Source organism: Marinobacterium profundum, assembly GCF_001528745.1.
Lineage (GTDB): Bacteria > Pseudomonadota > Gammaproteobacteria > Pseudomonadales > Balneatricaceae > Marinobacterium_A > Marinobacterium_A profundum.
Genome location: NZ_BCNS01000018.1, coordinates 87,460 through 101,984, shown reverse-complemented (window position 1 = coordinate 101,984; position 14,525 = coordinate 87,460). Strand labels below are relative to the sequence as shown.

General features: G+C 57.8%; 14 protein-coding genes. 7 read left to right on the top strand and 7 right to left on the bottom strand.

Annotated features, from left to right (window positions below; genetic code table 11):
• Positions 1 to 101: 101 nt before the first annotated feature.
• On the bottom strand, positions 102 to 1,502 hold the full coding sequence (ffh, locus tag MPRO_RS01640; RefSeq protein WP_067286202.1) for a signal recognition particle protein: 1,401 nt from the start codon (positions 1,500 to 1,502) through the stop codon (positions 102 to 104).
• Positions 1,503 to 1,679: 177 nt separating this feature from the next.
• On the opposite strand from ffh, the gene MPRO_RS01635 reads away from it, so the two are divergent.
• Positions 1,680 to 2,474, top strand: a complete 795-nt coding sequence (locus MPRO_RS01635) for a cytochrome C assembly family protein (protein ID WP_067286200.1) — start codon at positions 1,680 to 1,682, stop codon at positions 2,472 to 2,474.
• 89 nt (positions 2,475 to 2,563) lie between these two features.
• On the top strand, positions 2,564 to 3,847 hold the full coding sequence (locus MPRO_RS01630) for an HlyC/CorC family transporter (protein ID WP_067286198.1): 1,284 nt from the start codon (positions 2,564 to 2,566) through the stop codon (positions 3,845 to 3,847).
• A 56-nt stretch (positions 3,848 to 3,903) separates the two neighbouring features.
• Here MPRO_RS01630 and MPRO_RS01625 read toward each other — a convergent pair whose 3' ends face one another.
• The 3 genes from MPRO_RS01625 to MPRO_RS01615 form a co-directional block, all read right to left on the bottom strand.
• On the bottom strand, positions 3,904 to 4,206 hold the full coding sequence (locus MPRO_RS01625) for an MTH1187 family thiamine-binding protein (protein ID WP_067286196.1): 303 nt from the start codon (positions 4,204 to 4,206) through the stop codon (positions 3,904 to 3,906).
• Between the two features lie 12 nt (positions 4,207 to 4,218).
• Positions 4,219 to 4,410, bottom strand: a complete 192-nt coding sequence (locus tag MPRO_RS01620) for a DUF1289 domain-containing protein (protein ID WP_067286194.1) — start codon at positions 4,408 to 4,410, stop codon at positions 4,219 to 4,221.
• 103 nt (positions 4,411 to 4,513) lie between these two features.
• Positions 4,514 to 5,110 (bottom strand): CoA pyrophosphatase, encoded by a 597-nt coding sequence (locus MPRO_RS01615; protein ID WP_067286192.1) that lies wholly within the window; start codon positions 5,108 to 5,110, stop codon positions 4,514 to 4,516.
• A gap of 142 nt (positions 5,111 to 5,252) precedes the next feature.
• Here MPRO_RS01615 and MPRO_RS01610 point away from each other — a divergent pair, with 142 nt between their 5' ends.
• Positions 5,253 to 5,807, top strand: a complete 555-nt coding sequence (locus MPRO_RS01610; protein WP_067286190.1) for an NUDIX hydrolase — start codon at positions 5,253 to 5,255, stop codon at positions 5,805 to 5,807.
• 64 nt (positions 5,808 to 5,871) lie between these two features.
• On the opposite strand, the gene MPRO_RS01605 is transcribed toward MPRO_RS01610, so the two are convergent.
• Entirely contained in the window at positions 5,872 to 6,834 is a 963-nt protein-coding gene (locus tag MPRO_RS01605) for a LysR family transcriptional regulator (RefSeq protein WP_067286188.1), read from the bottom strand.
• 213 nt (positions 6,835 to 7,047) lie between these two features.
• Between MPRO_RS01605 and MPRO_RS01600 the strand changes: the two genes are divergently transcribed.
• Both MPRO_RS01600 and oadA read left to right on the top strand, forming a co-directional pair.
• Positions 7,048 to 8,463, top strand: coding sequence for an acetyl-CoA carboxylase biotin carboxylase subunit (locus tag MPRO_RS01600; protein WP_067286186.1), 1,416 nt, complete (start codon positions 7,048 to 7,050; stop codon positions 8,461 to 8,463).
• A gap of 117 nt (positions 8,464 to 8,580) precedes the next feature.
• Positions 8,581 to 10,374 carry a sodium-extruding oxaloacetate decarboxylase subunit alpha gene (gene oadA, locus MPRO_RS01595; protein ID WP_067286183.1) on the top strand — a complete coding sequence of 598 codons (1,794 nt, stop codon included), beginning with the start codon at positions 8,581 to 8,583 and terminating at the stop codon, positions 10,372 to 10,374.
• A 23-nt stretch (positions 10,375 to 10,397) separates the two neighbouring features.
• On the opposite strand, the gene MPRO_RS01590 is transcribed toward oadA, so the two are convergent.
• On the bottom strand, positions 10,398 to 11,300 hold the full coding sequence (locus tag MPRO_RS01590; protein WP_067286181.1) for a DMT family transporter: 903 nt from the start codon (positions 11,298 to 11,300) through the stop codon (positions 10,398 to 10,400).
• A gap of 198 nt (positions 11,301 to 11,498) precedes the next feature.
• On the opposite strand from MPRO_RS01590, the gene MPRO_RS01585 reads away from it, so the two are divergent.
• Both MPRO_RS01585 and MPRO_RS01580 read left to right on the top strand, forming a co-directional pair.
• On the top strand, positions 11,499 to 12,107 hold the full coding sequence (locus tag MPRO_RS01585; protein ID WP_067286179.1) for a MarC family protein: 609 nt from the start codon (positions 11,499 to 11,501) through the stop codon (positions 12,105 to 12,107).
• A 142-nt stretch (positions 12,108 to 12,249) separates the two neighbouring features.
• A complete protein-coding gene (locus MPRO_RS01580) occupies positions 12,250 to 12,438 on the top strand; it encodes a hypothetical protein (protein ID WP_067286177.1) in 189 nt (62 codons plus the stop codon).
• 19 nt (positions 12,439 to 12,457) lie between these two features.
• On the opposite strand, the gene MPRO_RS01575 is transcribed toward MPRO_RS01580, so the two are convergent.
• On the bottom strand, positions 12,458 to 14,410 hold the full coding sequence (locus tag MPRO_RS01575) for a putative bifunctional diguanylate cyclase/phosphodiesterase (RefSeq protein ID WP_158651716.1): 1,953 nt from the start codon (positions 14,408 to 14,410) through the stop codon (positions 12,458 to 12,460).
• Positions 14,411 to 14,525 lie beyond the last annotated feature (115 nt).

Here is a 14,525-nt window from a genome sequence, read left to right as displayed (position 1 = left end):
TGCAGCTACCGGGCCTACAAAATCAGGGCCGAGATTTTACGTCAAACAGGGCCCCGACAAAAGTACTTTGTGGATATATATTAAGCAGTACCGACGGCGCATTACATGCGGGGGAAGCCGCCACCGCCTCCGCCGCCACCCATGCCCGGCGGCAACATGCCTTTCATGCCACGCATCATTTTGGCCATGCCACCCTTGGTGGAGAATTTCTTCATCATCTTGGCCATCTGCTTGTGCTGCTTGAGCAGGCGGTTCACATCCTGAATCTGAGTACCCGAGCCCAGCGCGATACGACGCTTGCGTGAACCGGAGATAACATCGGGATTGCTGCGCTCGCCGGGCGTCATGGAGTTGATAATCGACTCCATTTGATGCATACCCTTTTCCGCCTTGGCGGCATCGGCAACCTGACCCATCTGGCCCATTTGCCCCATACCCGGCAGCTTGTCGAGCATGCCCGCCATACCGCCCATGTTCTTCATCTGCTGAATCTGCTGACGGAAGTCTTCCAGATCAAAGCCCTTGCCCTTCTTGATTTTCTGGGCAAATTTCTCGGCTTTGTCCTTGTCGATCTTGCGCTCGGCTTCCTCGATCAGGGACAGGACATCACCCATACCCAGAATACGCGATGCAACACGATCAGGATGGAAGGCTTCGAGTGCGTCGACCTTTTCACCCACACCGATAAACTTGATCGGCTTGCCAGTGATATAGCGTACCGACAGCGCGGCACCGCCACGGGCATCACCGTCCGCCTTGGTCAGAATCACACCGGTCAGCGGCAGCACATCACTGAACGCCTTGGCCGTGGTCGCGGCGTCCTGGCCGGTCATGGCGTCGACCACAAACAGGGTTTCCACCGGATTGATGGCACTGTGCAGACGCTTGATCTCATCCATCATGTCGCCATCGACATGCAGACGGCCCGCCGTATCCACCAGCACCACATCGTGGTGCTGGATTTTGGCGTGGGCAATCGCCGCCTGTGCGATCTGCACCGGATCCTGATCAGCGCTGGACGGGAAGAAGTCCACTTCCACTTCGCTGGCCAGCATTTCCAGCTGCTTGATCGCCGCCGGGCGATATACGTCCGCCGACACGACCAGAACCTTTTTCTTGTCGCGCTCGCGCAGGGTGCGCGCAAGCTTGGCGACAGAGGTGGTCTTGCCTGCGCCCTGCAGACCCGCCATCAGCACTATGGCCGGCGGCTGGGCAGCCAGATTAAGTTTTTCGTTAGCCTCGCCCATGATCTTGACCAGTTCTTCCTGGACGATCTTGACGAACACCTGGCCTGGCGTCAGGCTCTTGCTGACTTCCTGGCCGACAGCCCTGTCCTTGACGCTGTTAACGAATTCCTTGACCACCGGTAGCGCGACATCTGCCTCCAGCAACGCCATTCGCACTTCACGCAGCGTGCCCTTGATGTTGTCTTCGGTGAGTTTCGCCTGACCGGTAACGGTCTTGAGCGTTTTCGTGAGCCGATCTGTCAGATTTTCAAACATATCCTGCCTCTGTTTTTCTCCACCGGCTGGGCCGAATCGGGCCCCTGAAGCGGCGAGGGAGACGCCTTGAACTTGCAAAGGATGCGCATTATACAGCAGGGCTCCGGAGGGCGGCACCTCATATTTCACGCCCCCCTTTTTTGTGACACACTTAGCGCCTTTCCATGGAGGTCCCGGATGCTGCCGACGTCGATACTTGTTGCCGTGCTGTTTTACCTGGCTGCAACCCTGTTGCAGTGGCAAGTATTGCAGGGTCAGAAGCGACCCACACGCAACCTTATCCGTGGTCTGGGCCTGTGCGGCGTCATCGTACATGCACTGGCTGTATATCTCGTAGTGCACCAGGGCACTGGACTCAACCTCGGCTTTTTCAGTGTTGGCAGCCAGATCAGCTGGCTGCTGGCGGCGCTGGTTTTGCTGAGCAGCTCACGCCAACAGATCGACAACCTCTTTATCGGCGTATTTCCCGTCGCCATCATTACTCTTGTTACCGCGACCCTGGATCCTGACACCAGCCTGCACCGCAATTATGGCCCCGGCCTGATCGCACATATACTGCTGTCGATACTGGCCTACAGCATTTTCACTCTGGCAACACTGCAGGCGCTGCTGCTGTGGCGGCAGAATACCGCACTCAAGCAGCACCATACCCGTGGTCTGGTGGCCAGCCTGCCGCCGCTACAGACCATGGAGCGCCTGCTGTTTGAAATGCTCTGGACCGGCATCATTCTGCTGTCAGCCTCACTGATCAGCGGCTTCATCTTTGTCGACGATTTTTTTGCACAGCACTTGATTCACAAAACCACGCTGTCGATTCTGGCCTGGTTTGTCTATGCCATTCTCCTGGCTGGCCACAGCCTGCTGGGCTGGCGTAGCCTGCGCGCCATCCGCTGGACCATCGGCGGTTTTGTCGCCCTGATGCTGGCATTTTTCGGCTCGAAACTGGTCATAGAATTCCTTCTGCCAGGCTAGCCGAATGTAATCCCGTGCAGCTCGCTTGACAGCCCCCTCGGCGGGCCAGACAATGGACGCCCTATTGGCTAGTCTAAGGTTCACCCGTCTTGGAAGACGCATCGATAAGTACCCTCGTCGGGATTCTCATCTTCCTCATCTTTTGTTCGGCTTTTTTCTCCAGCTCTGAAACCGGCATGATGTCGCTCAACCGCTACAGACTGCGGCACCTGGTGAAGAACAAGCACCGCGGCGCTCGCAAGGCAAGCCGCCTGCTGGAAAGGCCCGACCGACTGATTGGCGTCATCCTGATCGGCAATAACTTCGTCAACATCCTCGCCTCCGCCATCGCGACCGTGGTCGCGGTACGCCTGTGGGGTGACGCCGGCATCGCCATCGCCACAGCGGGCCTGACCCTGATTATTCTGATTTTCGCTGAAGTCTCCCCCAAGACTGTCGCAGCCATGTTCCCCGAGCGCATCGCGTTTCCGGCGTCCTATGTGCTGTTGCCACTGCTGAAGATCACCTACCCGCTGGTATGGGTCGTTAACAGCATTACCAACGGCCTGCTACGCCTGTTCGGCATCAAGGTGGGCGAGGGCAACAATCACCTGCTCAGCACCGAAGAGCTGCGCACCCTGGTGCACGAGGCCGGCGCCCTGTTGCCACAGACCAATCAGTCCATGCTGCTCGGCGTGCTCGAGCTGAACGATGTCACCGTCAGCGACATCATGATTCCGCGCAATGAAGTCGAAGGTATCGACCTGGATCACGATCTGGATCAGCTATTGCATCAACTGTCCCACACCAGCCATACGCGCCTGCCGGTTTACCACGGCGACATCAACAAGGCAGTCGGCACACTGCACATGCGCAACCTTGCCCAGCTGATTCAGCAAGGCCAGGTCACCAAGGCCTCGATTTTACAGGTGGTGCGCGAAGCCTATTTCGTACCCGAACGTACACCGCTGCATACCCAGCTACTCAATTTTCAGAACGAAAGCCGCCGCATTGGCCTGGTGGTGGACGAATACGGCGATATTCTCGGCATAGTTACGCTGGAAGATATTCTGGAAGAAATCGTCGGCGAACTGTCGGCCCAGAACAAGGCCAGCAATCAGGAAATCCACCCACAGGAAGATGGCAGCTTCTTTATCGAAGGTACGGCCTACATTCGCGAGGTCAACAAGAGCCTGGGCTGGGATCTGCCCACCGACGGGCCCAAAACCCTCAACGGCCTGATTACCGAGAACCTTGAATCCATTCCCGATGCCAATGTCTGCCTGGAGCTGAACAGCTACCGCTTTGAAACCTTGCAGATCAGTGACAACCTGATCAAGACGGCACGGGTTTTCCGCTATCACTCGAGCCCGCACAACGACGAAGACGAATAAACGCACACTGGCCGGCGCCGCTCACACCTGACAGCGACGCCGGCCAGAGATCTGAACTACTGCGCCAGCTTTTGCTCTACGCTACTAATTTTGTCTGCAATAGTCTGTTCACGGTCGGTACGGGTACCCACCCGCATTGAGGTCGACACGCGGGGCGCACCCATGTCGTGCAGCACCTCATGACAACGCCGCACCGCGGCAAATACCGCTTCCCACTCCCCTTCCACGTTAGTGCCATAGGCATGCATCTGATGACTCAGACCCGCATCCTGAAACACCCGTTGGCAGGCCGCCACATGGGGTGACACTGATACCCCGACACCCAGCGGAACAACACACAGATCAATCATTACGTTCATGCTTTAGGCTTCCTAACAGACTTCACCCTTTTCACGCCGCCGAATCAAAGCCAGCACCGCTCTCTTTTCATCATTATTCAGCACACCCCACTCGGCGATTTCCATCGCATTGCGCAGACATCCGGTGCACAGATTGCGCTCACCGGGACAGCAGGCACCGACACAGGGGCTGCGTATCGGCCGCTCTTTTTCAATCGTTTCCATAAGTCTCCAAAACTCTGCACAACCAAAATACGGTTAGTAACCCTAAGGGTCACTGCGCGAAACAGGGATGCCGCATCATTGCGCCTGCCCGGAAGAAATCAGGTTAATAACCACCAGGGTCATGTTCAGGCCGGGGCTTCATCGGGATACCGGCGTCAAAGCCGACATTCAGCAGTTCCACCAGCATGTAGGCGGTCAAACCCCAGATAACGTAACCATCATATTCGTAGGCCGGCACATAGTGAGTCATACCCCGAAAACGCACTATATCGGTACGCTGGCGTCGATCTTCCATAAAGAAGCTCAGCGGCACCCGGAAAAGACTTTCAAGCTCCGCGGGGCTCGGTGTAAGTATTACATCCCGCGGCACTATCCCGACCCAGGGCGTTACCTGCAACTGATGCTTGGACATGACTTGCCCCAGAGGCCCCAGCACATCCACCAACCCTGGCTCCAGGCCCACTTCCTCCTGCGCCTCGCGCAGGGCTGTAAAGAGCAGATCTGGATCGGTATCGTCCTGCTTGCCACCGGGAAAGGCGACCTCTCCCCGATGGGTCGACAGATGGGAGGCACGTCTTGTAAGGATGACGTGCGGCTCAGCCTCGTCCGTCAGGGCGATCAGCACACTGGCATTGGGACGTTCCGATAACAGGCGACGTGGCCGGTAATCGGCCAGGCGGCGGCGCAGCAACTCAAGCATGAGGTCACTCTTTCACGAATAGTAACGCCATGATAACGCGGCGCAGGGCCAAAAATGAATGCCAAAACACCACCGCAGCCAACAGCCTTGTCGCCGACAAAGGCCTGCCATTAGAATGGAGGCAATCAGAAGAGGACATGTCTTGAATTATTGCAGCGATTGCGGGCACAGCGTCAGCCAGAGTATTCCGCCGGGTGACAACCGCCCGCGCCACGTATGCGACCGCTGCGGCACTATCCACTACCAGAATCCGCGCATCATCGCCGGCTGCCTGCCGGTACTGGGTGATCGTGTACTGCTGTGCAAGCGGGCCATAGCCCCGCGCATTGGTTACTGGACGCTGCCGGCCGGCTTTATGGAAAATGGCGAAACAACGGAACAGGCCGCCGCCCGCGAGACGCTGGAGGAAGCCCGCGCCCAGGTCAGCATTGGCGAGCTCTACACTGTGACGTCCATCATTCACGCCAATCAGGTACAGATGCTCTATCTGGCCGAACTGAAAACGCCGGAATTTGGCCCGGGAGAAGAATCACTGGAGGTCGAACTGTTTACCGAGGAGGAGATTCCCTGGGAGGACCTGGCGTTCCAGACCATCCACAACGCCCTGAGATTCTACTTCGAAGACCGTCGCAACAACCGCTTCCCACTGCGCCACCTCGAGCTGGACACGCCCAGGGGCAAGTACATGGCCTGCTAACAGCCTGTCGGACTTAACACTGATCCACTGCGGAAAAGCCAGACAGGCCTTTAGCCCCCTTGTACTATTCTGGGTCGCGTGGGCCGTAGAGGTTTTCAAACTGGGTTTTGATCTGGGCCAGATTATCACGCACATAGGCCACAAAGGCCTCGGCCACAGGCGTCAGATGCTTGCTGCGCGGATAGACCGTACACCAGGATCGACGTAGCGGAAAGCCGGTCACATGAGCCTGTTGCAGCAGGCCGTTATCCAGCTCAAGCTGTACGCTGAGACGCGGCATCACCGCCACCCCCAGCCCTGCCAGCACACCGTGCTTGATCGCCGCATTGGAGCCCAGCTCCATATAACCATTGAGCGGCAAACGGTGCTCGGAGCAGAAAGACTCCAGCGCCCGCCGGGTGCCGGAACCCTGTTCGCGCAGCAGCAGCGGCTGCGCCAGAAAGGTCGCCAGCGGTACCGATTTTTTCTTGCCCAATGGATGCCCCGCAGGCACCAGCGCGATCAGCTCGTTATCCAAAAACGGCATAAAGGTCAGCGAGCGATCCTCAGGCACCATGCCCATGATCACCAGATCATCGTGATTTTCCGCCAGGCGCTCGATGGCCTGGGCACGGTTAACCACCTTCATCTTGACCTCAACCTTGGGATACTGCTTCAGAAACCCCGACAGCAGATGAGGCACCACATATTGGGTTGTACTGACCGCCGCCAGGCTGAGGGTACCGGACACAGTTCCCTCAAGCTCGGACAACTGCATCTGCAGCTGCTCCAGCTCACCAAATATCTGCCGCACACTGCTCGCCAGCTGCTCACCGGCGGCGGTGGTATAGAGTTTTTTGCCGACGTAATCGAACAGCGGTTGCCCCAGGGCCTGTTCAAGCTGGCGTATCTGGGCACTGATGGCCGGCTGTGTCAGCCCCAGTTCAGCAGCTGCACGACTATAGCCTTTCAGACGGTAAACCGTCGAAAACACCTGAAGCTGACGAAATGAAAGCCGGTTCAGCAGCTGTGGCAGTGAATAAGCCATACGAATCTCTCAACAGTTAACACCGGGCAAAGACCGGATTCTCACCGAACAATCCCCTTGCGGGGCGATTTTGACACAATGTATAAGCCAAAAATTATACAAAAACAAAAAAATATCAATTTTTAATTAACATTGTGCCTGTACTACCTTAAAACGGTCACTGACGCACCACTATCATCTTCGCATGTGCGCTCCCGCTGACGGAGGAACTCAATGTTCAAAAAGTTGTTGATCGCCAACCGTGGCGAGATTGCCGTACGGATAGTCAGAGCCTGCGCAGAAATGGGTATCCGCTCGGTCGCCATATTCACCGAGCCTGACCGCTACGCCCTGCATGTCAAGCGTGCCGATGAGGCTCACTTCGCCGGAGCAGACCCTCTCGCGGGCTATCTGGATCCGCGCCGCATCGTCAGTCTCGCGGTGGAGACTGGCTGTGACGCCATTCACCCAGGTTATGGTTTTCTGTCTGAAAACGCCGACTTCGCCCGCATCTGCGCCGAGCGTGGTATTGCCTTTGTCGGCCCCAATGCCGACGTAATATCCCGCATGGGTGACAAGACCGCTGCGCGCAGCAGCATGATCAGCGCAGGTATTCCCGTCACGCCAGGTTCAAACGGCAACCTGGCCGACCTCAAGCAGGCGCTCAGCGTGGCCGAGCAGATCGGCTATCCGATTATGCTCAAGGCGACCTCCGGCGGCGGCGGCCGTGGCATCCGCCGCTGCGACAACCCGACCGAGTTGCGCGCCCAGTACCCCCGTGTTATTTCCGAAGCCACCAAGGCCTTTGGTTCGGCCGATGTATTCCTCGAGAAGTGCATCGTGGACCCCAAACACATAGAGGTACAGATACTCGCCGACAGTCAGGGTGAAGTCATTCACCTGTTCGAGCGTGACTGCTCCATACAGAGGCGCAACCAGAAGCTGATCGAGATCGCCCCCAGCCCACAGCTGACACCGGAGCAGCGCGCCTATGTCGGCGAACTGGCGGTACGGGCCGCCCGCGCAGTGCATTACGAAAACGCCGGCACCGTTGAATTCCTGCTATCGAACAATGAAGTGTATTTCATGGAAATGAATACGCGCGTGCAGGTCGAGCACACCATTACCGAGCAGATCACCGGCGTCGATATAGTCCGCGAACAGATCCGCATCGCCGCCGGATTGCCGCTGCAATACCGCCAGCAGGACATTCAGCACCGCGGCTATGCGCTGCAGTTTCGCATCAACGCAGAAGACCCTAAAAACAACTTCCTGCCCAGCTTTGGCAAGATCACCCGCTACTACGCCCCCGGCGGCCCTGGCGTGCGTACCGATACCGCCATCTACACCGGCTACACCATTCCGCCCTACTTCGACTCCATGTGTCTGAAACTGGTGGTCTGGGCGCTGAACTGGGAAGACGCCCTGGATCGCGGCGCCCGGGCCCTGGCTGACATGCGCCTGCAGGGTGTTCGCACTACGGCGCCCTATTATCAGGAAATTCTCAAGAGTCCGGACTTTCGCAGCGGTGTATTCACCACCAGCTTTGTTCCCAACCATCCGGAACTGCTGAATTATTCGGAAAAACGTCACCCCAGCGAAATCGCTCTGGCCATCGCCGCCGCTATCGCCGCCCATGCCGGACTCTGACGCCCGGATAAGCTGCAGTAAAAACAGCAGCGCAGGCCACACGCGAGCCCTGAATTCAGAATTGGTACTGCAGGCGGCACTTGAGCAAACCGCCGGGCAGTACCCAGAGGAAAGAAAATGAGCAAAGTTAATGTAACCGACGTTATTCTGCGCGACGCCCATCAGTCCCTGATCGCAACCCGCATGCGTACCGAAGACATGCTGCCCATCTGCGACAAGCTGGATCAGGTAGGTTACTGGTCGCTGGAAGTCTGGGGCGGCGCCACCTTTGATGCCTGCGTGCGATTCCTCAAGGAAGATCCCTGGGAGCGCCTGCGCCAGCTCAAGGCCGCACTGCCTAATACCCGCCTGCAGATGCTTCTGCGTGGCCAGAACCTGCTGGGTTACCGCCACTACGCCGATGATGTAGTCGAAGCCTTTGTCGAACGCGCCGCCGCCAACGGCATCGATGTGTTTCGCGTCTTCGATGCCCTGAATGATCTGCGTAACCTGGAAACCGCCATCAAGGCGGTAAAGAAAGCTGGCAAGCACGCCCAGGGCACCATCTGCTACACCACCAGCCCGGCTCACACCACCAAGCTGTTCGTCAAACAGGCAAAGGCGCTGCAGAAAATGGGCGCAGACTCAATAGCCCTCAAGGACATGGCCGGGCTACTGACGCCCTACGCCACCTACGAGCTGGTGAAAGCTATCCGCAAGGCGGTCAAACTGCCAATCTTTATCCACTCCCACAACACCGCAGGCATAGCCGCACAGTGCCAGCTAAAGGCCATCGAAGCCGGCGCCGAGCATATAGATACCGCCATCTCGGCTTTCGCCTGGGGCACCAGCCATCCGGCCACCGAATCCCAGGTAGCGGCGCTGCGCGACTCCCCCTGGGATACCGGGCTGGACCTGGAGCTGCTGCAGGAAATTGGTGACTACTTCCGCGAAGTGCGGAAAAAGTACCACCAGTTCGAGAGCGAATTTACCCGCGAGGATGTCGGCGTACAGATAAACCAGGTGCCGGGCGGCATGATGTCGAACCTCGCCAACCAGCTTAAGGAGCAGAATGCTCTCGGGCGGATTCGCGAAGTCTTCGCCGAAATTCCCCGCGTGCGCGAAGACCTTGGTTTTCCGCCTCTGGTGACGCCAACGTCTCAGATCGTTGGCACCCAGGCTGTACTCAACGTGCTGTCGGGCAAGCGTTACAACACCATCACCAACGAGGTGAAGCGCTATCTGGCAGGTGGTTACGGCCAGCCCCCGGCGGAGGTCAACAAGGAACTGCAGAAGCAGGCCATCGGCAATGGCGAAATCAATGAAGGGCGCCCGGCAGACCAGTTGCCCGCCGAAATGGCGCGCCTGAAAAAAGAGATCGGCGACCTGGCCCAGAGCCCTGAAGATGTACTGACCTTTGCCATGTTCCAGGATATAGGCCGCCAGTTCCTCAGCGAGCGCCGCGACGGCACGCTCAAGCCCGAAGTACTCCAAGGCATCGAGAGCAAGAGCCGTGCGAGTGGTGAGGGCGTTCCTACCGAATTCAAGATTGACCTGCACGGCGAAACCTATGAGATCGCCGTGACCGGTGTCGGCACTCTGGACTCAGGCAAGCGACACATATTCATGACGCTGGATGGCATGCCCGAGGAAGTGGTGTTTGAACCCCTTAACCTTTACGTGGCAGGCGCTGCCAGCGACCGTGCCAAGGCGACGAGCCCCGGCCATGTCACCACTGCCATGCCGGGTAACATCGTTGATGTACTGGTCAGCGTAGGCGATACCGTGACGGCAGGTCAGGCTATTCTGGTAACCGAAGCCATGAAAATGGAGACCGAGGTGCAGGCGCCAATTGCCGGAACCATCAAGGCCGTAAATGTTGCCAAGGGTGATCGCATTACACCGGGCGAGATACTGATCGAAATCGAGTAAGCCTGCGCACTGTCACTCTGCCTTCAGCCCGCCACCGCCTGGGTCGCCGACCGCGACTCGGGCCACTGACTCAACACCACACCGCCAATAATCAGCGCCGCAGCAGCCAGTTGCTGAACATTCAGGGTTTCGCGCAACAGCACATAGGCCAGGATAACGGTAAACACCGGAATCAGGTTGATGTACGCCGACGCCTGGCTGGCCGGAATCCAGGACACGCCGAGATTGAAGAGTCCGTAGGCAAAAATATTCACCACCAGCCCCAGATACAGGATGGCCAGTACCGCCTCCGTTACCCAGACGGTCGGCATTTCCACCCCTGGCACCGCCAGCGCTGGCACAAAGAACAGCGTGCCACAAAACGACTGCAGCGCCGTCAGCAGCCAGGGTGAATAGCGTGATGACAGCCGTTTAAGACATAGGGTATAGACCATGGCGCACAACATGGCGCAGAACTCGAGGAAGTTGCCCAGTAACGGATTAGGCGCCACATCCGATACCTGAGCGGCAAAACTCAGCCAGAGCGCGCCTGCGACCGCCAGGGCAAAACCCATCCAGGCTTGCAATCGCAAGCGCTCACGCAAGAAGAACCAGGCACCCAGGGCAACCAGCAACGGCAATAACGCGGTGATCATGCCGGCCTGGGCCGCGCTGGTGTACTGCAGCGCGCTGGCCTCGAACAGGAAATAAAGGCAGGGCTCGGCCAGCATCAGCAGGCCGATAAGTTTCCAGTCGCCGGCACTGTAGCTCACAGGCCCCAACCGTCGCAGCACCCAAAAAAAGCAGCATGATGCCACCAGCATGCGCCCCGCCAGCACCACCATGGGATCGTAATGGCGGAACGCCAGCTTGAGGGCGATAAAGGCACTGGCCCACAGCAGCATGGCCAGTGTCAGACAGAGAATGGGCGTGATACGGGACGACATGACAGCGATATCCAATAAAGGCGCCGCGAAAACAGGCGACGATAAAATCGGGCAGGATAACGCGCAGGGGTATGAATGACAGTTAATTATTTTGCAGCGGCATCAGTAATACTGATCCGCTACGCCTGCAATAGATACAGGTATACCCGTATAGCGTGATAAGATGCGCCCCCTCCCAACTTTTTGAGCCCTGTAGCAATGAGCCTGTTGGTTACCACCTGGATCAAGTTTCTGTTCCTGTTCGCACCTTTTTTTGTGGTCTCGATGTTTCTGTCACTGACCCGCAACGACAGCCGCGCCGAGCGCCGCTCCATTGCCAACCGTGCGGTTCTCGCAGCCTTCTTTATCTGCCTGATGCTGTTTTTCTTCGGCAGCCCCATGTTTGATGCCCTGGGCATCACACTGGATTCATTCCGTGTAGGCGCCGGTGTACTGCTGTTTTTGTCCGGCGTGAGCCTGGTGCGCGATGGCGTGCGCGTCAATGCCGAACTCCCCCACGAGCAGCGTGACGATATCGCCGTAGTGCCACTGGCGATGCCCACCATCGTAGGGCCCGCCACCATAGGCGCTATTCTGGTGTACGGCGCAGAGTTAGAGGGGCTGAACATGATCTTTGGCATCGCCGGCATGATGGCGGCTCTGGGCTGCCTGCTGGGCTTTCTGCACATGGCCACCGCCATGGAACGCCTTTTGGGCCGCACCGGGCTGAATATTCTCAGCAAGGTCACCGGCCTGATTCTGGCAGCGATGGCGTCCCAGATCGTCCTCACCGGCATACACGGCTTTATCCAGGCCAACGCCTTCTGAAATTACTGCCGGTCGCCCTCTGTCCCATGCCGATCTAAGACTATCTACCGCGGAAAAACCCGACAGACTGCTAATATTCAGGACTTGGCGCGACCGGCGCGAGCGGGTTTCGAGCACTCAGACAATAACAGGGCAGACAAGAATGCTGCGGCTGATGATGGTACTGGCAATCATTGCGATAGGCGCAGTGAGCATGAAAAGCTGCGATGCTGCCGTGGCCCTGAAAACCGAGCAGACCCTGATGCGCAAGGAGCATATCAGGGAAAAGATACAGCAAAGCGAAGATCAGGTACGTGAACGACTGCAGCAGGGCGAGCGCCAGACGCAGTAACCAAAAACACCGACAAGCATTACGCCTGTCGCAATTCTGGCTGAGGTTCATACATGGCTGCTGCCGCCAGGCGCGCCGTCATCTGCCGCGTACTCAGCGGCTTGGCATACAGGTATCCCTGTCCGGTCTCACAGCCAAGGGATGCCAGAAAGTCCTGCTGCTGCAGCGTCTCGATCCCCTCAGCCACCACACTCAACCCCATATGCCGGGCCACATCCAGCATCGCCTTGATGATGACACTATCATCCGCATCCTCCGGCAGACCACTGACAAATGAGCGGTCAATCTTCAGTTTGTCGAGCGGGAAGCGCTTCAGGTATGCCAAGCTTGAATGACCGGTGCCGAAATCATCCAGCGCCACAGTGACCCCCAGTTTCTTGAGTTGCAGCAACAGCTGCGTCGTTTGATCAAGATCCTGCATTAGCGCGGTCTCGGTCACTTCAATCACCAGCAGATGCGCCTCAAAGCCGGAGTCCTGCAGCGCATGAGCCACCTTGGCAGGCAGCTCTGGCCGAAACTGGCAGGCCGACACATTCACCGCCAGCGGCATTGCAATGCCCTGGGCGAGCCACTGCGCGCCTTGCTCACAGGCGCTGCGTAGTACCCAGTCACCGATCGGACCTATCAAACCCGTTTCCTCGGCCAGCGGAATAAAGTCTGCTGGCCCTATAGGCCCAAGCACGGCAGAATGCCAGCGCAGCAGGGCTTCAGAACCCGACAGTCCACCACTGGACAGAGAGTATTGCGGCTGATACACCAGGCGCAATTCATTACGGCTCAGCGCCTGACGCAGGGCATTTTCAGTCTGCAACCGCTTCGATACACGACGATTCAGCGCCGGCATGAAAAACTGATATTGATTGCGCCCTTGTGCCTTGGCGAAGCTGAGCGCGGCATCGGCATTGCGCAGCAGCGTTGAATAGTCATTACCATCCTGTGGATAAACTGCCACACCGATACTGGGGGTCACTATCAACTCCTGCCCCTGCTGCGTTACCGGCTGTGCGATCTGCGTCAGCAGCGTCTGAACCAGCGCTCCGACTCTGAGCAACGAGGGCTCATCCGGTAGCAGCACGGCAAACTCATCCCCACCCTGGCGACACAAGATGCCACCCTGCGGCATCAGCTCGACCAGACGACCGGCGACGCCCTGCAAGACCCGATCGCCTATTTCGCGCCCCAGCGAGTCATTGATATTGCGAAAGCGATCCAGATCGATCAACAGAACCGCAAACACAAGCTCCCCAAAGCCCCCCGACTGTACGATGGCCTGACTGACCTGCTCCGCAAACAAGTGCTGGTTAGGCAAGTCGGTCAGCCTATCGTAGCTGGCCAGATAGCTCAGCCGTTCCTGGGCTCGCTTGCGCTCGGAAATATCACGGAAGGTGGCAATATAGTTTTCGATCTGATGCTCAGCATTGCGGTGCACGTTGATGGATAACCACTCGGGGTACAGCTCGCCGTTTTTGCGCCGGTTCCACACCTCCCCCTGCCAGCAATCCTGCTGCTCAAGCTCGTGCCACAACTGGCGATAAAAGCCCGCGTCGTGCCGCCCCGACGACATAAAGGACGGATTGCGGCCTATGGCATCCTCGGCACTGTAGCCGGTGATCTCGCAGTAAGCGCTATTGACCGCCTGAATCCTGTTGTTCGCATCAGAAACGATAATGCCCTCCCGCGAAGCGTCGAATACCCGTGCCGCAACCTGCAGCGCCTGAGCGTTGCGGGTCAACTCCAGCTCACGCCTATTGATGTCATGCTGGTAGCGTGCAAACAGTGCCTTGTTCCAGCGGCCATAAAACAGCGACACCAGCAAGATCACCGCCGCCGCCAGATCGAGCGCGCCGCGGCTATCCAGATAATTGCTACCCATCAGATCGCTCAGAACCACCAACAAAAGGAGCAGAACAGCACCGATCACGCCCACAGTCAGATAGCGGGGCATCAGGGTAGCGTCAGTACGAAAAGACATGTTTGGACCAGCAGTAAATAGGTGAAATAACGCGGGGATATAACCGTTGCTGCGCGTCACAGTAAAATCCGGGCAGGCCCCAGCGGCTATCTCAAACAGCCAGCGCAGAAAACCA